Source organism: Streptomyces sp. NBC_00386 (assembly GCF_036063235.1).
Classification (GTDB): domain Bacteria; phylum Actinomycetota; class Actinomycetes; order Streptomycetales; family Streptomycetaceae; genus Streptomyces.
In genome coordinates this window covers 5,611,959-5,630,783 of the sequence record NZ_CP107950.1, presented here as the reverse complement: position 1 = coordinate 5,630,783, position 18,825 = coordinate 5,611,959, and the positions used below count along the sequence as shown (strand labels likewise).

Genomic DNA, 18,825 nt, shown 5'->3' with positions numbered 1-18,825 from the left:
GCCACCGTACGCCCCGCCCGTCTTCTTCCAGTCCCCGCCAACCGAAAGCCCCACCCGGGCACGGGCATCCGGCCCGTTCCGACCTCACCTTCGAAGGACAGATCCCGATGCGTCATCCCTCCCGCGCGGCCAAGGCGCTGATCGCCGCCGCCGTGCTCCCGCTCGCTCTGACCGCCTGCTCCTCCGCGACCGGCACCTCGGCCTCGTCCGCCACGGCGAAGAAGCCGTCCAAGGATCCCGACGCCGGTCTGCTGGCGGGCGCGCAGCTCAAGAAGGCACTGGCGCCCGCCTCCTTCTTCGCCGCCGGTTTCGCGGTGGATCCGAGCGCCGCACGGGACTCCGGCACCACGTACACCGCGCCGAGCTCCTCGCCCGCGGCGAAGCCCGACTGCACGCTGCTCGGCGGCACCAGCTGGATAGCGATCACCGGCGAATCGGGGGTCTCCTTCGCCCAGAACGACTACGTCAGCAAGGCCACGTCCGAGGACATCGCCCAGGAGATCGACACCTTCCGCGGCACGACCGCGACGAAGGTGATGGCGAACCTGAAGAAGGCCGTCGCCGCCTGCGCGACCTACACCGACGCGGACACGCACACCAAGGTGAAGGTCGTCGGGGCCGACACCGCCGGTCTCGGCGACGCCGCCTACACGATCACACTGACCAACAGCGCCTGGCAGAACGGGTCGACCCTGATCGCCGCGCAGTCCGGGACGGACGTCGTCACGGTGCTGTCCACGGACGGACACGACAACGGCGCGGCCACGGCGAAGAAGCTGACCGCCCGGATCGTGACCTCACTGAAGGGCGAACACGAGCACGCGTGACCCGGCGGATGGGAACATGGCGCCCCCGAGTGGTTTCTCGGGGGCCCGGGAATCCTCTCGGGGGTTCACGGGGTAGTTCGGGGGTGTGATGGACAAGCGCGTGGAAGCCGGCTGGTTCCAGCGGCTGGCGTGGTCGGTTCTGGCGGTCGGATCGTTCAGCCTGCTCGTGTGGGTGCCTTTCCTGTACGTGGCGATCCGCAGGGGGCGAGGATCCGACTGGGGCGCCTTCGCCTCGTTCGCGCTGTACGAGGTGGGGTTCGTGTCGTTGGCGAGCCTCCCGGAGGGCAAGGGTGAGGCGACCTTGGGCCTGGTCTTCCTCGGCACCCTGGTCCTGGCCGTATGGCTGCTGGTGGGCCCGCTGTTCGACAAACCCACTCCGCAGAACGCCATGACCGGCGCGGGCCCCGCCCCCTGGCCGGGCCAGGCGGCAGGCAACCCCTACCTGCGCTGACCCCCGGCAGCACGTGGGGAACGGGGCACCGGGCGGTTCATCGCCGCCTGGCGCCGCGGACTCCGTCCCCCGCCGGGTGTCACGGACTCCGTCCCCCCGGCCGAACGACCCGATGTTCAGCCCCGCCGGACCGCGAGGATCATCCCCGCCGGGTCCCGCGCTGGATTCTGACGGCCGGACAGGCCGGCGGTCCGCCGACGCACCCGAAAAAAAGGCGATGCGCGCGGCCCGCCGACATCGGCATGGAGCGGATGCCGGACGGAGGACCGGACGCGATTTCCGCCGGGGTGAGAAAAACCGCGGGGGACACAGAGCCCAAAGGGCACGTACGGGAACCCGCTTGACTCCCCCATGAACGATCTTGACTCGTCCATGGCGCGAACTTGATGTCACCTTGCGAAAAGTGACCATTCAGCCTTTCCCTGGCTTGAAACAATCCCCCGGGCACGTGAGGGGAGACGGGCGACCGGGCCGACCGGCGGAAACCGATCGGCGGCCGCAGCGGCAGCCGACGCCACCACACCCACCGCCCCGTTCATCCCCGATCCGTCCCAGGAGCCCTTCCATGGCCATCAACGCCCGCCACAACAGACAACTGCTGGAGACCTCGGCTCCCTTGCTGCTCCCGGGTGAGCAGATCGAACTCACCAGCCTGGCCACCATCGGTACGGTCTCGGTGCGCAAGCAGGCCCTCACCGCGATCGTGGTCGGGGTGCTCACCCTGGGCATGGTAATGGCGACGGTCCGCCCGCGCGCGGTCTACGTCGTCCTGACGAACCAGCGGATCATGTTCTTCGACGGCAACCGGGGCGGCAGGCCGGGCGAGTTGCTGATGAACATCGCCCGCCCGTACGTCACCGCGACCGCGGCCAAGAGGGCCTTCCTCGGCCTGAAGACGGTCACCCACCTGACCGTCCAGGGCCAGGAGGGCGCCCTCAAGGTGGACTTCCCGGTCCAGACCCGCGCCGACGGCCATGTGTTCGCCGGGGCCCTGCCGGTCACGCGCTGACGCACACCGGGGGCCGCCACCCACGGCGGCCCCACCTCGCACACCTCGCACCACAGCGACTTCCCCCTCGTCTACAACCTTCCGCCCCGGCACGGAGTCGAACTGGCGTCCGGCGATGATCACTTCGCCGGGGTCACCTCTGCCCTTCTGGGGGATGCAATGAGTTCTCTGTCCGTCGGACGTGTACTGCGTCGCGGGTTATGTGCCGGAGCCGTGGGGGCGTTGGTCCTCGCCGGGCTCGGGAGCGGGGTCGCGTTCGCCGGCGGTGCGGCGCAGAGCGACGAGCTGGAGATCGAGGCACCGCGGGACGCGACGGTCACCGTCGCTCCGGAGGGCGGTACGACGCAGTACCGGACGCTGGACCTCGGTCTGTTCCACTCCAACCGCGACAACACCGTGACCGACGGGCGGCTGACCGTCGACGTCTCCGGGCTCGACGGGGTCGCCGAGGTGGCCTGGCCCGACAACTGCGCACCGGACGAGGCCGGCACCGTCGCCGTGTGCGACGTCGGGGACGTGCGGGCCCCCTACCGCCCGAAAGTGCAACTCAAGCTGCGGGCCGACACCGAAGCCGCCTTGGGGGCGCAAGGCGCGATCGAATACTCCGCCGAGGCCACCGGCGGCCCCGACGGCACGCTCGTCGCCCCGAGCGCGGCAACGTACGTCACCGTCGGGTCCGGAATCGACCTCGGCGTCAGCGCCGCCCAGGACGTCACCGGCGTCGCGCCCGGCAGCAGCCTGACCGTGCCGTCCTCCGTCACGAACACCGGCAACGAGACCGCGCACGGCTTCAAGCTGGCGATGTATGTGACGTACGGCCTCGATGTCACCACCCGCTACCCGCAGTGCACCGACACCGGACTGGGCAGCGGGTTCACGTACGTGGCCTGCTCCTTCGACACCGACGTCCCGCCCGGCGCCACCGTGGAACTGCCGGAGCCGTTGCGGCTCGCCGTCACCGGCCACGCGCTGCACGAGCGGATCGACTACGGCGTCCAGCCCGCCGACGAAGCCACCGTCGACCTCGACAGCTCGGACAACAGCCGTACGTGGCACATCGACGCCGACAACACCGCCGACTTCGCCATGAAGGGCACCGAGGTGAGCGGCGCGGCCGGCGACACCGTCACCGCCGCCTTCCGCTTCGTCAACAACGGCCCGGCCTGGGTCGGTGACGTCACCTCCGGTGACCCGCTCGTCGCGATCGACTTCTACCTCCCGGAAGGCACCACCGCCACGTCCGTGCCCCGCACCTGCCGCACCACCAGGGCACCGGGTGATGCCCCGGACGTCGTCCACTACGTCTGCACCCTGCCGACGTGGACCACGCCCGACCTGGACGTCAGCTTCCCGTTCGGGCTGCGCATTGACCGGGTCGTCCCCGACGCGACGGGCCGCGTCGTCGCACGGGCCTACGCCGGCGGCGCGTCCCTCGCCTTCGACCCGGACAGCACGAACAACTCGGCCGAAGTAGTGGTCAACCCGTCCGTCTGACAGCCGTGAGGGGGCGGGCGACGACTCGCCCCCTTCCGTCTCCGCGCCGCCGCGGGACCCGTCACGCCCCGCCGCCGACGGGCCGACGCCCCCTCACATCACTTCGCGTGGAACCTCTCCGGCGCCTCGGTCGGGTTCCCGCCCGAGGGGAGCTTCTGGCCGGGGCAGCCGCCCAGCACCTTCTTCATGGCCGCCTTCTCGGCGCCGGTGACCCAGAGCCCGTACTTCTTCTTGACCGCCACCTGCGCGGCGACATACGTGCAGCGGTACGCCTTGCTCGGCGGGAGCCAGGTCGCGGTGTCGCCGTCGCCCTTGCTGCGGTTGGCGCTCGCGCCGACCGCACGGAGGTTGAGCGGGTCGTTGGCCAGCGCTATCCGCTTGCTCGCGTCCCAGTACTTGGCGCCCTTCTGCCAGGCGTCCGAGAGCGCGACGAGGTGGTCGATGTCGACCAGGCTGCGGCCACGGACGAAGGTGACGTCCTTGCCGCCGTACGGATCGGGTTCGAGGACCCCGCGGGACACCTTGCACGTGCCGTCGCTGAACTTCACGTCCTTCAGATCCCGCTTGAGGATGTCATCACGGGTGTCGCACCGATTCGCGTCGGTGTCCGCCCAGGCGGTGCCGAACCGCTCCCTGCTGTACCCGGTCTTGGGCGCGCGCCCCTTGACCGCCAGCGAGTCCACGGCGGCGAGCGCGGCCCCATGGGCGCCGCCCACCGTCTCCTGCGGCTCCGCCGAACCCAGGGAATCCTTCTTGCAGCCGCCGGCACCGGCACCGATGACGAGCACCACCAGTGCGGCAGCCGCCCCACCCCTCAGACGCAGCACGACGTCCCTCCCCTTCGCCTCCCCGGTCCGTCCCGATCGGACGTGATTCCCGTCTGCCCACGGTAACGGCCACCATTCCCCGGCCATACCGGGCATCAATGGGCAAGAGGCGCACGCCGGGCGTATCGTCGGTCGTGAGTCACCCCGGAAGGAGCTCTGGATGGGCATCTTCGACAAGTTCAAGAGCAACCGGGCGGCACAGGACAAAGCATCGGACATGTCCGACGCCGCCGAGAAGCAGGTCAACAAGAAGACCGGCGACAAATACACGGACAAGGTCGACGACGCGCAGCAGAAGGCCGAAGGCGCGATGGGCATGGACCGTGACCGCGACCGGCCCCCACAGTCATAGCCGGAGCGATTCGAGAACCGTCCCCGCCAAGCCCCACCGCGGCACACCCGCCGGGTGGGGCCGGTGCCGTTGCCCCTCCCGCCGAGCCCACCGGCGTACACGCTCCGGGTGGGTTCGGTGTCGCGGGCCGTCCTCCAGTCCCACCCCCGCCCTCCCCGCCGAGCGGGCCGATGACACCCGTTGATCTCCGCCCGGGTGTCAGACCTTTCCGATCCCCAGGGTCGTCTCCGACGGCAGCAGTCCCGAGCCCAGCACCGCTACCCAGAACTCGCCGAGCAGATCGGCGAGGCGGCTGACGGCGTCCGGGCCGAGCGAGCGCCAAGGGGCGGCGGCGAGGCGGTCGGTGTGGTCCTCGACCCGGCGGCGCAGCCCACGTCCGGCCTCCGTGGCGATGCCGTCCTCGTCGACCAGCCCCCGGGCGGCCAGGCGGTCCCTGGCCGCGGCCCACTCCCGCGGGCTCCAGCCACGGCTCTCGAAACGCTCCACGGAGGCCGCGCCTATCGCCGCGAAGGACACCAGCGATTCGACGGGGTCCAGGCCCTCGACCAGCAGGGCGGCGAGGTGACCGTCACCGCGGTGCTCGCGCAGGATCGTCGCCGCGTGCCACAGCTGGAGATGCGGCGCCTTCGGCCAGGGCAACTCGGCATTGACCGCGGCGAGCTGACGGCCCGCGGTGTCGGCGGCCTCGGCGGCCCGGCGGGCCGACACGGCGGCCTCGGCCAGCTCGGGACTGTCGACACGGTCGCCGAGTATCGCGCGGTAGGCCCGGTCGACGGCCCGCTCCCGCGCGGCGAGCACCTGCTCCGGACTCGCCGTCCGCCAGGCGGAGTCGATGTGTTCGTGCACCATGCGCGGGCTGAAGCCGTAGAAGGCGGAGGCCACCCGCCGACCACCGACGGCCCCCAACGGCGCCGCGCGGTAGGGGAAGTAGCTGGGCCAGCGCTCCTCGGTCCCGTATCCGAGCGCCGCCGCCTCCTCGAAGGCCTCCGGCGCGTAGTACAGCACGGCGTGCAGGGGCTCCAGCAGCTGCCAGAGCCGGCGCACCTGCCCGAGGTCGACACCCGCGCCGTCCGTCGGCACGCCACCTTCGCTCGCGACGCCCGCCCCGACGGCCCCACTCGTCCCGCTCACGTTCCCGGACATGACTCCACCCCTCGTCACGTATCGACACGCTCCACAACTTGACACTGACAAGATTGCCCCGGCCACCCGAACTTGTCAACGACTAGATTGGGCGTACGCTGCTGTCATGCATCCCGCGAAGACCAGCGGTCCGGTCACCGAGAAATCCAGCGGTCCGGCTTCCGAGAGGACCAGCGGTCCGGTCACCGAGCAGACCAGCGGCTCAGCGCGCCCCTATCACCACGGGGACCTGCGCCGCGCCATCCTCGGCGCCGCTCTCGACGTCATCGCCGCCGAGGGACCCTCCGCGGTGAGCCTGCGCGACCTGGCCCGCCGCGCGGGTGTCTCGCACGCCGCCCCGGCGCACCACTTCAAGGACCGCGTCGGCCTGCTCACAGCCATCGCCGCGGAGGGCTTCGGGCTCCTGGCGACCGCGCTCGACGACGCCGCGGACCTGCGCGACGCGGGCGTGCGCTACGTACGCTTCGCGCGGGAGCATCCCGCCCACTTCCAGGTCATGTTCTCCCCGGAGCTGCTCCGGGAGAACGACCTGGAGCTCACGACGGCCCGGACGCTCGCCGGCGGGCGGCTGCGGGCGGCCGTGTCCGCGCTCCCCTCGGAGGGCCGCGGCACCGACACCCGCCTCGCGGGCATCGCGGCCTGGTCCCTCGCCCACGGCTTCGCCACCCTCCTGATCAGCCACAACCTGGACGGCCAGGTGGACGGCCAGGACACCGAAGAGGTCTTCCACGCCCTGACGGGCATGCTGTTCCGCCCCGAGCGGCCCTGATCCGCGCAGGCCTGAGCCACGAGCGCTGATCCGCGCGGGCCTGCCCGCCCCCGCCCCCGGCCGCGGCGAGGCGCGGAAGAGCCTCCGGCCCCTCCGGCCCTACGACCCCTACGACCCCTACGACCCCTACGACCCCAGGATCGAGGCCAGGAACTCCCCGGTCCAGCCGAGCAGTTCCCGTCCCACCAGCGGCCTTCCTCCGACCTTCGCGGTCTTCGGGCGCGGGACGAGGATCTGGTGTGCCGTCGGCTTGATGACGGTCCCCGGATACAGGCGCTTCAGACGCAGCTCCTGGGACTCCCTCAACTCCACCGGCGCGAAGCGGACGTTGTTGCCCTGGAGGACGATCTCGCCGACCCCGCAGGCACGCGCGAGCATCCGCAGGCCCGCCACCAGGAGCAGGTTCTCGACCGGTTCCGGGAGCTTGCCGTAGCGGTCGACGAGTTCCTCGCGTACCGCCTTGACGTCCTCCTCCGTGTTCGCGGAGGCGATGGACCGGTACGCGGCGAGGCGCAGCCGCTCGCCCGGCGCGTACTCGTGCGGGACATGCGCGTCGACCGGCAGCTCGATCTTGACCTCCAGCGGCGGCTCCTCCTCCACACCGCCCTCCAGGGAGGCGCGGTAGTCCGCGACCGCCTCGCCCACCATGCGTACGTACAGGTCGAAGCCGACGCCGGCGATGTGGCCCGACTGTTCGCCGCCGAGCAGGTTGCCCGCGCCGCGGATCTCCAGGTCCTTCATCGCCACGTACATGCCCGCGCCCATCTCGGTGTGCTGGGCGATCGTCGCGAGCCGCTCGTGGGCCGTCTCCGTGAGGGGCTTCTCCGGCGGGTACAGGAAGTAGGCGTAGCCGCGTTCCCGGCCGCGGCCGACCCGGCCGCGCAGCTGGTGCAGCTGCGACAGGCCGAAGTTGTCGCCGCGCTCCACGATCAGCGTGTTCGCGTTCGAGATGTCGATGCCCGACTCGACGATCGTCGTGGAGACCAGAACATCGAACCTCTTCTCCCAGAAGTCGACGACCACCTGCTCCAGGGCCTGCTCCCCCATCTGGCCGTGGGCCGTGGCGATCCGCGCCTCCGGGACGATCTCCCTGAGGCGGGCGGCCGCCCGGTCGATGGACTCGACCCGGTTGTGGATGTAGAAGACCTGGCCCTCGCGCAGCAGTTCACGGCGGATCGCGGCGCCGATCTGCTTCTCCTCGTACGGGCCGACGAAGGTCAGCACCGGGTGCCGCTCCTCCGGCGGGGTGGTGATCGTGGACATCTCGCGGATGCCGGTGACCGCCATTTCGAGCGTTCGGGGAATGGGGGTCGCGGACATCGTGAGGACGTCGACGTTGGCGCGGAGCTTCTTGAGCTGCTCCTTGTGCTCGACGCCGAAGCGCTGCTCCTCGTCGACGATGACCAGGCCCAGGTCCTTGAACTTGGTCTCGGAGGAGAACAGGCGGTGGGTGCCGATGACGAGGTCGACCGAGCCCTCGCGCAGCCCTTCCAGGACCGCCTTGGCCTCGGTGTCCGTCTGGAAGCGGGACAGGGCGCGGACGTTCACGGGGAACTGCGAGTAGCGCTCGGAGAACGTGCCGAAGTGCTGCTGCACGAGCAGGGTCGTGGGGACCAGGACCGCGACCTGCTTGCCGTCCTGCACCGCCTTGAACGCGGCGCGGACCGCGATCTCGGTCTTGCCGTAGCCGACGTCGCCGCAGATCAGGCGGTCCATCGGGACCGTCTTCTCCATGTCCTCCTTGACCTCGGCGATCGTCGTGAGCTGGTCGGGGGTCTCCGCGTACGGGAAGGCGTCCTCCAGCTCGCGCTGCCAGGGTGTGTCGGCGCCGAACGCGTGGCCCGGGGCCGCCATCCGCGCCGAGTACAGCTTGATCAGGTCCGCGGCGATCTCCTTGACCGCCTTCTTCGCGCGCGCCTTGGTCTTGGTCCAGTCGGCGCCGCCCAGGCGGTGCATCGTCGGGGCCTCGCCGCCGACGTACTTGGTGATCTGTTCCAGCTGGTCGGTGGGGATGTAGAGGCGGTCGCCCGGCTGGCCGCGCTTGGCGGGGGCGTACTCGACGACCAGGTACTCGCGGGTCGCGGTCTGGACGGTGCGCTGCACCATCTCGATGTAGCGGCCGACACCGTGCTGTTCGTGGACGATGTAGTCGCCGGTCTCCAGGGTCAGCGGGTCGATCGTCTTGCGGCGGCGGGCCGGCATCCGGGTGCCGTCCTTGCCCGCCGCCTTCTGGCCGGAGAGGTCGGTCTCGGTCAGGACGGCGAGCCGCAGCGCCGGGTCGACGAAGCCGTAGTCGATGGAGCCGCACGCCACGTGCACGACGGAGGGGCCGAGCCCGGTGAGGTCGGTGTCCAGGCGGGCGGCGATGCCCTCGCCGCCGAGCACCTCGACGGTGCGGGCGGCCGGGCCGTGCGCCTCGGTGACGTAGACCGTGTGCCAGCCCTCGGCCAGCCAGCCCTTGGTGTCGGCGAGCGCGCGGGCGGTGTCGCCGCGGTAGGTCTCGGGGGCGTGCATGCCCAGCTTGAGGGTGTCCCCCACCCCGCCGGCGAAGGCGTCCGTGAGTTCCCCGTCGGCGGCGAACGGCGACACCGACCACCACATCATGTCCAGCTCGCGGGCCCGGTCCCGTACGTCCGCGATGGACCACAGGGAGGCCGCGCCGACGTCGATGGGCGCCTCGCCGCCCCCGGCCGTCGCCGCCCAGGACGCCTGGAGGAACTCCTGCGAGGTCGCGACCAGGTCCGAGGCCCGGGTCCGTACCCGCTCCGGATCGCACACGACGGTCATCGCGCCCTCGGGCAGGACGTCGAGCAGCAGTTCCATGTCGTCGACGAGGACCGGGGCGAGCGATTCCATGCCTTCGACGGCGATGCCCTCGGCGATCTTGCCGAGGAGTTCGCCCAGCTCCGGGTGGGCTTCGGCGAGGGCCTCGGCCCGCGCCCGGACGTCCTCCGTGAGCAGCAGTTCGCGGCAGGGCGGGGCCCACAGGCCGTGCTCGGCGACTTCGAGCGAGCGCTGGTCCGCGATCTTGAAGTAGCGGATCTCCTCGACGTCGTCGCCCCAGAACTCCACCCGCAGCGGGTGCTCCTCGGTGGGCGGGAAGACGTCCAGGATGCCGCCGCGGACGGCGAACTCGCCGCGCTTCTCCACGAGTTCGACGCGGGAGTACGCGGCTGCCGCGAGCGCCTCGACGGTCTCGCCCAGGTCGGCGCTCACGCCGGTGCGCAGGACGACGGGTTCCAGGTCGCCCAGACCCTTGACCTGCGGCTGGAGGACCGAACGGATGGGGGCCACGACGACGGACACCGGGCCGGTCTCGGGGTCGTCGGGGCGCGGGTGGGAAAGGCGCCGCAGGACGGCGAGGCGCCGGCCGACGGTGTCCGAGCGGGGCGAGAGCCGCTCGTGGGGCAGCGTCTCCCACGAGGGGTACTCCGCGACGCCGTCCGGCGGAAGCAGGGAGCGCAGGGCCGCGGCCAGGTCCTCGGCCTCACGGCCCGTGGCCGTCACCGCCAGCACCGTGCGCCCGGTCTCGCGGGCGAGCGCGGCGACGGCGAACGGGCGTGCCGCCGGTGGGCCGACCAGGTCGACATGCATCCGGTTGCCGTCGGCGGCGGCCTTCACCGCCTCCGTGAGGGCGGCGTCCTTGACGACGGCGTCGAGCAGACCGTGCAGGCTCATGAAGGGCTTCCATCCCGGGGAGTGGGCAACGCGAGACGCCCGACACGTGGGACGGGCCGGGGGCCTCCAGCCTACGACTCCGCGCCCGCCCGCGTGTGACCGTCCGTGGAGGCCCCCGGCCCGGACGCGCCGTGGCCCCGGAGCCTGACGCGCCGTGGGCCCGAGGCCCGGACGCGCCGTGGGCCCGGGACCGGGGAAGTGACTCCCCGGGCCCGGGCCCGTCCCCCGCAACCCCCGTACGCGGTGGCTCGGATCCGGCTGTCCGCCGGTGACCGGATGGCCGAACGGCTGGATGCCGGATGGCTCTAGTCGGTGGCGATCGCGTTCAGCACGTTCATCCGGCCCGCCCGGAACGCCGGGATCAGGGCGGCGAACAGGCCCACGAAGGCCGATCCGACGAAGACCCCGATGATGGTCGGCCAGGGGATCTCCAGGACCTTCAGTCCCTCCAGGGCGAGGAGCTGCTGGGCGGTGGCGCCCCAGCCCATGCCCAGGCCGAGGCCGAGCAGCGCGCCGAAGAGGGCGATGACCACCGACTCCATCCGGATCATGCGGCGAAGCTGGCGGCGCGAGAGGCCGATGGCCCGCATCAGACCGATCTCCCTGGTGCGCTCGACCACGGACAGGGCGAGGGTGTTCACCACACCGAGGACCGCGACGATGATCGCGAGGGCCAGCAGGCCGTAGATCAGGTTCAGGAGCTGGCCGATCTGGTCCTTCATGGCCTGCTTGTAGTCGGTCTGGTCGCGGACCTGGTACTGCGGGTAGTCGTGCAGGGAGGACTTCAGGGCCTTGTACGCGCTGTCCTGCTGTCCGTCCTTGGCCGAGGCGAAGACCATCGCGTCCAGGGGCATCTTGTCGGCCGGCACGTACTTGGCGAGCGTGGCGGTGGAGATGTACTTCGAGCCCTTGTCGATGACGGCGTCGCTGCTGGTGATGGCGCGGACCGTCAGGTCCGCGGTGGCACCGTCCTTGAAGGCGACCTTGATCTTCGACCCGAGGTGGATGCCGTGGTCCTTGGCGAACTTGTCGTGCACGGACATCGAGTCGGGCAGGTAGGCGTCCTTCAGGTCACCGGCGACGGTCTTGGTCCGCAGGTCGGTGGCGTACGACGGGTCGGCCGCCGTGATGTCGGTGTTCTTGAGCGTCTTGCCGTCGGGGGTGGTGTAGTCGCCCTCGGTGACCCGGTACTCGGTGACCCGGGACAGCCCCGGCGTCTTCTTCACGGCCTGCGCGGCCTGCGGGGTGATCGGCTGACCGCCGTCGTTCTGGATGATGAAGTCGGTGCCGACGGTCTTGTCGAGTTCGTCGGTCGCGGAGGCGACCATGGAGGAGCCGACCACCGACAGGCAGGCGACCAGCGCGAGGCCGATCATGAGGGCGGCGCCGGTGGCGCCGGTGCGGCGCGGGTTGCGCAGGGCGTTGCGCTCGGCCAGGCGTCCCACCGGGCCGAACGCCCGCAGCAGGACCGCGCCCAGGACGCGCACCACACCGCTCGCGAGCAGCGGGCCGATGATGACGAACCCGAGCAGGCTGAGCACCACGCCGAGGCCGAGCCACATCGAGCCCTCGCTCGCCTTGGTGGCGTCGGCGGCGAGGTAGAGGCCGAAGCCGCCCGCGCCGGTGAGGAGCAGGCCGAGCACGGCCCGTACGACTCCGGCCTTCGCGTCGGCCGGGGCGCCGGCGTCGCGCAGGGCGGCCATCGGGGAGACCTTGCCGGCCCGGCGGGCGGGCAGATAGGCCGCCAGGACCGTGACGACGACGCCCAGCACCATGCCGATCACCGGGGTCGTCCACGCGACCGTCAGGTCGTCGGTGGACAGGTTCATGCCGGTCATGCCCATGAGCTTCATCAGGCCGACGGCGATGCCGATGCCCGCGCCGACACCGAGGACCGAGCCGACCGTGCCGAGGAGCAGTGCCTCGACCAGGACCGAGCGGTTGACCTGCTTGCGGCTGGAGCCGATGGCCCGCATCAGACCGATCTCGCGGGTGCGCTGGGCGACGAGCATCGAGAAGGTGTTGATGATCAGGAAGATGCCGACCAGGAAGGCGATCCCGGCGAAGCCGAGCATCGCGTACTTCATGACGTCCAGGAAGCCGCTCACGTCCTGGCTGTTGGCGTCGGCGGTCTCCTTGGCGGTCTGCACCTTGTAGTGGCCGCCGGTCGTGGCCGTCACGTCCTGCTTGAGCCGGGCGTCGCTGACCCCGGCGGCGGCGGTGACGTTCACGTTGGTGTAGACGCCGGTCCGGCCGACGAGCGTCTTCTGGGCGGTCGGCGTGTCCAGGTAGAAGATGGCCGCGCCGGGGTTGGTGACGGTGAAGTGCGCGATGCCGGAGATCTTCGCGGTGTGCGTGCCGACGGCGCTGATCACGCCGATCTCGTCACCGAGCTTCAGGTGGTGCTTGTCGGCGGTGTCCTCGTCGACCATCACCTGGCCGGAGCCCTTCGGCGCCGTGCCGGAGGTGATCTTCATGGTGCGCGCTTCGTTGGCGTTCCAGCTGCCGACGATGGTGGGCGCGCCGCTGGAGGGCGACAGGTTGTCCTTGTCGGCGTCGACGACGGTCACGGCACTGGAGAAGACCGCGCCCTCGGCCGACTTCACGCCCGGCGCCGTACGCACCTGGTCGAGCACCGAGGCGGGCATGACCGGCGGCCTGCCGTTGCCGGACGTCGTCTCGCCGGTGTCCGAGGCGCTCTTGGCGCTCACGGTGACGTCGGAGGAGGTGGCCGCGAACAGCTTGTCGAACGTCGTGTTCATCGTGTCGCTGAACACCAGGGTCCCGCAGACGAAGGCCACCGACAGCAGGACCGCCACGGCGGACAGCGCCATGCGTCCCTTGTGCGCGAAGAAGTTGCGCATCGAGGTCTTGAGGACGGTCATGACGTCCGCCCGCGGGAGTCGAAGTCCTTCATGCGGTCCAGGACCTGGTCGGCCGTCGGCTGGTGCATCTCGTCGACGATCCTGCCGTCCGCGAGATACAGCACGCGGTCCGCGTACGAGGCCGCCACCGGGTCGTGCGTGACCATCACGATGGTCTGGCCCAGGTCGTCCACCGAGCGCCGCAGGAAGCCCAGCACCTCGGCGCCGGCCCGGGAGTCGAGGTTTCCGGTCGGCTCGTCGCCGAAGATGATCTCGGGCCGGGCCGCCAGCGCCCGCGCCACGGCGACGCGCTGCTGCTGGCCGCCGGAGAGCTGGGTCGGGCGGTGCTTGAGCCGGTCCTTGAGCCCGACGGTCTCCACGACCTGGTTCAGCCAGGCCCGGTCGGGCTTGCGGCCCGCGATGTCCATCGGGAGCGTGATGTTCTCCAGGGCGTTCAGCGTCGGCAGCAGGTTGAACGCCTGGAAGATGAAGCCGATCCGGTCACGGCGCAGCTGCGTCAGCTTCTTGTCCTTGAGCCCGGTGATCTCGGTCTCGTCGAGGAAGATCTGGCCGGAGGTGACGGTGTCGAGTCCGGCGAGGCAGTGCATCAGAGTGGACTTGCCGGACCCCGAGGGGCCCATGATCGCGGTGAACCGGCCCCGCGCGATGTCCACGTCGACCTGGTCGAGGGCGACGACGCGGGTCTCCCCGGACCCGTACGCCTTGACGACCTGTCGCGCCCGCGCGGCGACGGCCGTACGCCCTCCAGTGCCCTCGTGCCTGGGAATGCTTACAGCCGATGTCACGGTATGTCTCCTAAGTCGGCCAGCAGGGGGACCTGCTGGGCTGCGAAAGTCTGCGAGCGGGTGCGACGGGAGCGGAGGTCCACGCTGTTCGGACGCGCTGCGCCGGTCACGTCGTTAAGTCTGGTGTCGTGAGGGGGTCGGCCGCGCTGGTGCACGGCCCCGTCTTCTGCTGGGGAAAACCCCACCCCCGCGGGTGCGGTCCGCACGACCGGAGGGCGCCCCCGACGACGTAAGACCAGGTTAAGAAAGGCTTCGGCCCGTCTCGTCCTCCGACGGGACGAACCCTCCCCGAGCCCTGGTACGGAGGTCCCCCTAGGGGTTCTCCACCCTCCGGTGGACAAGACCTCGGGGTCGGCTCCACCCCCGGGCCCACCCAGCCTCCACCCTCCCCCGACGTGAGGCTCAAGTGGGAAGCTGGCACCGGCAGATGCATGCAGGGGGAAGGAATCCCGTGGGCGAGGGAAACACCGGGACACCGGTCGTACGGGAGCACGCCGCCCGCACGGGCCGGGCCGAGACCCGGCGGCGGCGCGCCGTCGTCGCCGCGCTCATGCTGGCGATGGGGCTCGCCGCGCTCGACTCCACCGTCGTGTCCACCGCCGTCCCGCAGATCGTCGGCGACCTCGGTGGCTTCTCGGTCTTCTCCTGGCTGTTCTCGGGCTACCTGCTGGCCGTCACGGTCACGCTCCCCGTCTACGGAAAGCTCTCCGACACCTTCGGCCGCAAACCGGTCCTCGTGGCGGGCGCCTCGCTCTTCCTCCTCGGATCGCTGCTCTGCGCCGGCGCCTGGAACATGGCCGCGCTCATCGCCTTCCGCGTCGTCCAGGGCCTGGGCGGCGGCGCCCTCCAGGGCACCGTGCAGACACTCGCCGCCGATCTGTACCCGCTCGGGGAACGCCCGAAGATCCAGGCCAAGCTGTCCACCGTGTGGGCGACCTCGGCCGTCGCGGGTCCCGCCCTGGGCGGAGTCCTCGCGACGTACGCCGACTGGCGGTGGATCTTTCTCGTCAACCTGCCGGTCGGCGCCCTCGCCCTGTGGCTGATCACCCGTCATCTGCGCGAACCGCAGCGGGCCGCCCCGGCCCGGCGGCCGCGGATCGACTGGGCGGGCGCCCTCGCCGTGTTCGCCTGCGGCGGTGTCCTGCTGACCGCGCTGGTGCAGGGCGGTGTCGCCTGGGACTGGCTCTCGGCCCCCTCGATCGCCCTGTTCGGAACGGGCCTCGGCCTGGTCGGGGTCGTCGTGGCCGTCGAGCGGCGGGCCGCCGAACCGATCATCCCGGGCTGGGTGTGGCGCCGCCGGACGATCGCCGCGGTCAACCTGGCGCTCGGGGCACTGGGCCTGCTCATGGTCGCGCCCACGGTCTTCCTGCCCACCTACGCGCAGGCGGTCCTCGGCCTCGCCCCGGTCGCCGCCGGATTCGTGCTCTCCGTATGGACGTTGAGCTGGCCGGTGTCGGCGGCGCTGAGCCAGCACGTCTACCGCCGCATCGGCTTCCGCGACACGGCCGTGCTCGGCATCGGCGCGGCGGGCCTGCTCCTGCTCGCCTTCCCCTTCCTGCCCTACCCGGGCGAGGCGTGGCAGCCAGTCCTGCTGATGCTGCTGCTGGGCGGCGCGCTCGGACTCTTCCAGCTCCCTCTGCTCATCGGCGTCCAGTCCACCGTCGGATGGGCCGAACGCGGGACGACCACCGCCTCCGTCCTGTTCTGCCGGCAGACCGGACAGACCCTCGGAGCCGCCCTGTTCGGCGCCGTCGCCAACGGGGTGCTGGCCGCGCGGCTCGGCGGCGCCGGCGATCTCGACGCGGTGACCCGGGCACTGAACTCGGGTGCTCCCGCCGGACAACTGCGGAGCGCGGTCGCCGACGCGGTCCACGCCGTCTATCTGGGCGCCGCCGGTGCCGCCGCCCTCGCCTTCCTGGTCCTGCTGTTCGTCGCACCGCGCCGCTTCCCGGTCCTCGACGACCCCACGGACTGACCCCGGCCGTCACGGCGACGACACCAGCGACCGACCCGGCCGTCACAGCCACGACACCGAGGACCGGCCCTGCCGTCACGGCGACGACACCGAGGGCTGCCCCGGCCGTCGCAGCGGAACACCCGCCTCCGCACGTGAAAAACGAATAATCTCCAGGGCGACTCCAGAAGAACTCCACAGGTAAACGCGGGTAACACCCCAGGTCACCGAAGTAAGCGCGTACCGACCGCCCAGTTCGGCGAAACGGTCGCGCGGCCCCGCTACCTACGAGTAGCGTGCGCGCTGCTCACCCCCCGCTCCCTGCGGTCCCGCCGCGGACCCGAGCCACGCAAGGAGAACCGGGATGCCCGACGCGTTCTCGTCCCCCGAGCACCCCCGGCCACGCCGGCAACAACCGCACCGACGCCCCTACCCACCGCCCCCGCCCCCGCGGGCACCCCTGTACCAGCCGTACCCGCCCTACCCGGAGGACCCCGGCCACCCCGGATACCCTCCACAAGAACCCGACCCGGCCCCCGACCCCGGCCGGCTGACCTACCCCTGGCAGCCGCGGCCCCGGCCTCCCGAGCCCCAGCGGCCGCGGATGCCGCGCCACCAGCCCCTCGGACAGCACAGCGACATCAGACGCCTGCGCGGCGCCTACCGCCGTCAGCGCCGCGTCGCGACCCTCACCGCCCTCGGCTACTTCACCCTCTTCCTCATCCTGTCGGCCTTCGCGCCCTCGCTGATGACGAGCACGGTGTCCGGCGGACTGTCGACCGGCCTCCTGCTCGGTCTGCTCCAGGTCCCCGTCACCTGCCTGGCCATCGCTCTGTACGAGCACTCCGCGCGCCGGCGCCTCGACCCGATCGCGGACCGGATCCGCAGACAGAGCGAACTGGACGCGAAGCGGGAGGCGGCACGATGACGGGGTTCACCAGTTCGGCACAGACCATGTCGCTCGTGGCGTTCACGGCCGTCGCCACGATCACCCTGCTGCTGTGCGTGATGACCGGACCGGACCGCGACGACCTCGACGAGTTCTACACCGGCTACGGATCGCTCTCCCCGATGCGCAACGGCCTCGCCATCGCCGGGGACTACATCTCCGCCGCGAGCGTGCTCGGCACCGGCGGTGTCATCGCGCTGGCCGGCTACGACGGCGTGGTCCTCGCCCTGAGCACGGCCCTGTCCCTGGTGCTGCTGATGTTCCTGCTGGCCGAACCGCTGCGCAACGCGGGCCGGTTCACCATGGGCGACGCGCTCGCACGCCGCATGCCGGGCCGTGCCGTCCGCAACACGGCCTGCGCGGTGACCGTCGTGGCGCTGCTGCCGCTGATGCTGGTCCAACTGGCGGGCGCGGGAGACCTGCTGGCCTTCATCCTCGGTTTCTCCGCCGACTCCCTGAAGACCGGCTGCGTCATCGGCCTCGGCGCGCTGATGATCAGCTACGCGGCGATCGGCGGCATGAAGGGCACCGCCCTCATCCAGATCCTGAAGATCGTGATGCTGCTCGGCTCGGGCACGGTGATCGCCGTACTCGTTCTTCAGCGCTTCGACTGGAACCCCGGCACCCTGCTGGCCGCCGCCGCCGGCAACAGCGGAGTGGGCGACGCCTACCTCCACTCCGGCCTCCAGTTCGCGGGCGGTGCCAGCCCCCGCCTCGACATGATCACCTCGGAGCTGACGGTCGTCCTCGGCGGCGCCTGCCTCCCCCACATCACCATGCGCATGTACACGGCGAACAGCGCCCGCCAGGTGCGCAGGTCGCTGTCCTGGGCGGTGCCGTGCGTGGCCCTGTTCGTCCTGATAGTCAGCGTCATCGGCTTCGGCGCCACGGCCCTGATCGGCCGCGATGTGATCGCCACGGCCGACCCACAGGGCAACACGGCCTATCTGCTGGGCTCCCAGGCGGCCTTCGGCACCACCGTCTCCGCGGCCGAGACCCTCCTGTTCACCACCGTGACGACAGCGATCTTCCTCACGCTGCTCGCGTCCGTCGCCGGGATGATCCTGGCCTGTGCCAACTCCCTCGCCCACGACGTGTTCGCCCACAGCCGGCTCTTCCGCGGCCGCCGCCGCGACGACCAGCTCTCCCCGCGCCGCGAGATGCTCCTCGCCCGCATCTCCGCGCTGGCGGTGGGGGCACCGGCCATCCTGCTCGCCACCCTCGTCCAGCATCACAGCCTTCAGCCCCTGGTCACCCTGTCCTTCTGTCTGGGCGCCTCCGCGATCGCGCCCGCACTGGTCTACGGCCTCTTCTGGCGCCGCTACACCCGCGCGGGCCTCCTCGCCACCCTCATCGGCGGCACCCTCACCGTCCTCGTCCTCATGCCCGGCACGAACCTCGTCTCCGGCTCGCCCACCGCCGCGTTCCCGAACGCCGACTTCAACTGGTTCCCGTTCACCACGACCGGCATCGTGTCGATCCCGCTGGGGTTCGCCTACGGGTGGATCGGAACGGTGGCCTCGGGCCGCCGCAAGGCGGGGGAACAGCGCAAGCAGTACGAGGCGGTGGAGGGCTGGATCCTGGCGGGGGCGATACGTCGGGGGCGATGAAACCGGGCGAGACGACGACTCGGTGAACGCCGACCGAGACGACGGCCCGGTGGAAACCGGGCGAGACGGGTAGGTGGGTGGGAAAGGCGCCG

14 protein-coding genes are annotated in these 18,825 nt (G+C 71.2%); 9 read left to right on the top strand and 5 right to left on the bottom strand.

The window, feature by feature from the left end:
- Nucleotides 1-107: 107 nt before the first annotated feature.
- The 4 genes from OG780_RS24835 (at nucleotide 108) to OG780_RS24820 (ending at nucleotide 3,781) form a co-directional block, all read left to right on the top strand.
- Nucleotides 108-827 carry a hypothetical protein gene (locus OG780_RS24835; RefSeq protein WP_328451658.1) on the top strand — a complete coding sequence of 240 codons (720 nt, stop codon included), beginning with the start codon at nucleotides 108-110 and terminating at the stop codon, nucleotides 825-827.
- 88 nt (nucleotides 828-915) lie between these two features.
- Nucleotides 916-1,278 carry a hypothetical protein gene (locus OG780_RS24830; protein ID WP_328451656.1) on the top strand — a complete coding sequence of 121 codons (363 nt, stop codon included), beginning with the start codon at nucleotides 916-918 and terminating at the stop codon, nucleotides 1,276-1,278.
- A 565-nt stretch (nucleotides 1,279-1,843) separates the two neighbouring features.
- The gene (locus OG780_RS24825) at nucleotides 1,844-2,287 is read left to right on the top strand and encodes a hypothetical protein (protein WP_328451654.1); all 444 of its coding nucleotides are present in this window, start codon (nucleotides 1,844-1,846) and stop codon (nucleotides 2,285-2,287) included.
- 159 nt (nucleotides 2,288-2,446) lie between these two features.
- Complete coding sequence (locus OG780_RS24820) at nucleotides 2,447-3,781, top strand: hypothetical protein (protein ID WP_328451652.1); 1,335 nt, start codon at nucleotides 2,447-2,449, stop codon at nucleotides 3,779-3,781.
- A 98-nt stretch (nucleotides 3,782-3,879) separates the two neighbouring features.
- On the opposite strand, the gene OG780_RS24815 is transcribed toward OG780_RS24820, so the two are convergent.
- Nucleotides 3,880-4,608 carry an HNH endonuclease family protein gene (locus tag OG780_RS24815; RefSeq protein WP_328451650.1) on the bottom strand — a complete coding sequence of 243 codons (729 nt, stop codon included), beginning with the start codon at nucleotides 4,606-4,608 and terminating at the stop codon, nucleotides 3,880-3,882.
- Between the two features lie 160 nt (nucleotides 4,609-4,768).
- Between OG780_RS24815 and OG780_RS24810 the strand changes: the two genes are divergently transcribed.
- Complete coding sequence (locus tag OG780_RS24810) at nucleotides 4,769-4,960, top strand: Rv0909 family putative TA system antitoxin (RefSeq protein WP_326787312.1); 192 nt, start codon at nucleotides 4,769-4,771, stop codon at nucleotides 4,958-4,960.
- Nucleotides 4,961-5,158: 198 nt separating this feature from the next.
- Here OG780_RS24810 and OG780_RS24805 read toward each other — a convergent pair whose 3' ends face one another.
- Complete coding sequence (locus tag OG780_RS24805) at nucleotides 5,159-6,103, bottom strand: SCO6745 family protein (protein ID WP_328451647.1); 945 nt, start codon at nucleotides 6,101-6,103, stop codon at nucleotides 5,159-5,161.
- 106 nt (nucleotides 6,104-6,209) lie between these two features.
- Between OG780_RS24805 and OG780_RS24800 the strand changes: the two genes are divergently transcribed.
- Nucleotides 6,210-6,872, top strand: a complete 663-nt coding sequence (locus OG780_RS24800; RefSeq protein WP_328451646.1) for a TetR/AcrR family transcriptional regulator — start codon at nucleotides 6,210-6,212, stop codon at nucleotides 6,870-6,872.
- A 126-nt stretch (nucleotides 6,873-6,998) separates the two neighbouring features.
- Here OG780_RS24800 and mfd read toward each other — a convergent pair whose 3' ends face one another.
- The 3 genes from mfd to OG780_RS24785 all read right to left on the bottom strand — a co-directional run bounded on the left by mfd (nucleotide 6,999) and on the right by OG780_RS24785 (nucleotide 14,220).
- Nucleotides 6,999-10,550, bottom strand: coding sequence for a transcription-repair coupling factor (gene mfd / locus OG780_RS24795; RefSeq protein WP_328451644.1), 3,552 nt, complete (start codon nucleotides 10,548-10,550; stop codon nucleotides 6,999-7,001).
- A 305-nt stretch (nucleotides 10,551-10,855) separates the two neighbouring features.
- Nucleotides 10,856-13,435: an ABC transporter permease gene (locus OG780_RS24790; RefSeq protein WP_328451642.1), complete on the bottom strand. Its 2,580-nt coding sequence runs from the start codon at nucleotides 13,433-13,435 to the stop codon at nucleotides 10,856-10,858.
- Nucleotides 13,432-14,220 (bottom strand): ABC transporter ATP-binding protein, encoded by a 789-nt coding sequence (locus OG780_RS24785; protein ID WP_328451640.1) that lies wholly within the window; start codon nucleotides 14,218-14,220, stop codon nucleotides 13,432-13,434. Before OG780_RS24785 ends, OG780_RS24790 begins: the two co-directional genes overlap by 4 nt.
- Nucleotides 14,221-14,647: 427 nt before the next feature.
- Here OG780_RS24785 and OG780_RS24780 point away from each other — a divergent pair, with 427 nt between their 5' ends.
- From OG780_RS24780 to OG780_RS24770, 3 genes are all read left to right on the top strand, one after another.
- A complete protein-coding gene (locus tag OG780_RS24780; RefSeq protein ID WP_443062201.1) occupies nucleotides 14,648-16,195 on the top strand; it encodes an MFS transporter in 1,548 nt (515 codons plus the stop codon).
- Between the two features lie 343 nt (nucleotides 16,196-16,538).
- Nucleotides 16,539-17,102 (top strand): DUF485 domain-containing protein, encoded by a 564-nt coding sequence (locus tag OG780_RS24775; protein ID WP_443062200.1) that lies wholly within the window; start codon nucleotides 16,539-16,541, stop codon nucleotides 17,100-17,102.
- Nucleotides 17,099-18,733 carry a sodium/solute symporter gene (locus OG780_RS24770; RefSeq protein ID WP_328451636.1) on the top strand — a complete coding sequence of 545 codons (1,635 nt, stop codon included), beginning with the start codon at nucleotides 17,099-17,101 and terminating at the stop codon, nucleotides 18,731-18,733. The genes OG780_RS24775 and OG780_RS24770 overlap by 4 nt, the downstream gene beginning before the upstream one ends.
- Nucleotides 18,734-18,825 lie beyond the last annotated feature (92 nt).

Bases quoted from the DNA above. Each gene is read 5' to 3' on its own strand.
- OG780_RS24835 (WP_328451658.1), top strand. From the start codon at position 108: ATGCGTCATCCCTCCCGCGCGGCCAAGGCGCTGATCGCCGCCGCCGTG.
- OG780_RS24830 (WP_328451656.1), top strand. From the start codon at position 916: ATGGACAAGCGCGTGGAAGCCGGCTGGTTCCAGCGGCTGGCGTGGTCG.
- OG780_RS24825 (WP_328451654.1), top strand. From the start codon at position 1,844: ATGGCCATCAACGCCCGCCACAACAGACAACTGCTGGAGACCTCGGCT.
- OG780_RS24820 (WP_328451652.1), top strand. From the start codon at position 2,447: ATGAGTTCTCTGTCCGTCGGACGTGTACTGCGTCGCGGGTTATGTGCC.
- OG780_RS24810 (WP_326787312.1), top strand. From the start codon at position 4,769: ATGGGCATCTTCGACAAGTTCAAGAGCAACCGGGCGGCACAGGACAAA.
- OG780_RS24805 (WP_328451647.1), bottom strand. From the start codon at position 6,103: ATGTCCGGGAACGTGAGCGGGACGAGTGGGGCCGTCGGGGCGGGCGTC.
- OG780_RS24800 (WP_328451646.1), top strand. From the start codon at position 6,210: ATGCATCCCGCGAAGACCAGCGGTCCGGTCACCGAGAAATCCAGCGGT.
- mfd (WP_328451644.1), bottom strand. From the start codon at position 10,550: ATGAGCCTGCACGGTCTGCTCGACGCCGTCGTCAAGGACGCCGCCCTC.
- OG780_RS24790 (WP_328451642.1), bottom strand. From the start codon at position 13,435: ATGACCGTCCTCAAGACCTCGATGCGCAACTTCTTCGCGCACAAGGGA.
- OG780_RS24780 (WP_443062201.1), top strand. From the start codon at position 14,648: ATGCATGCAGGGGGAAGGAATCCCGTGGGCGAGGGAAACACCGGGACA.
- OG780_RS24775 (WP_443062200.1), top strand. From the start codon at position 16,539: ATGCCCGACGCGTTCTCGTCCCCCGAGCACCCCCGGCCACGCCGGCAA.
- OG780_RS24770 (WP_328451636.1), top strand. From the start codon at position 17,099: ATGACGGGGTTCACCAGTTCGGCACAGACCATGTCGCTCGTGGCGTTC.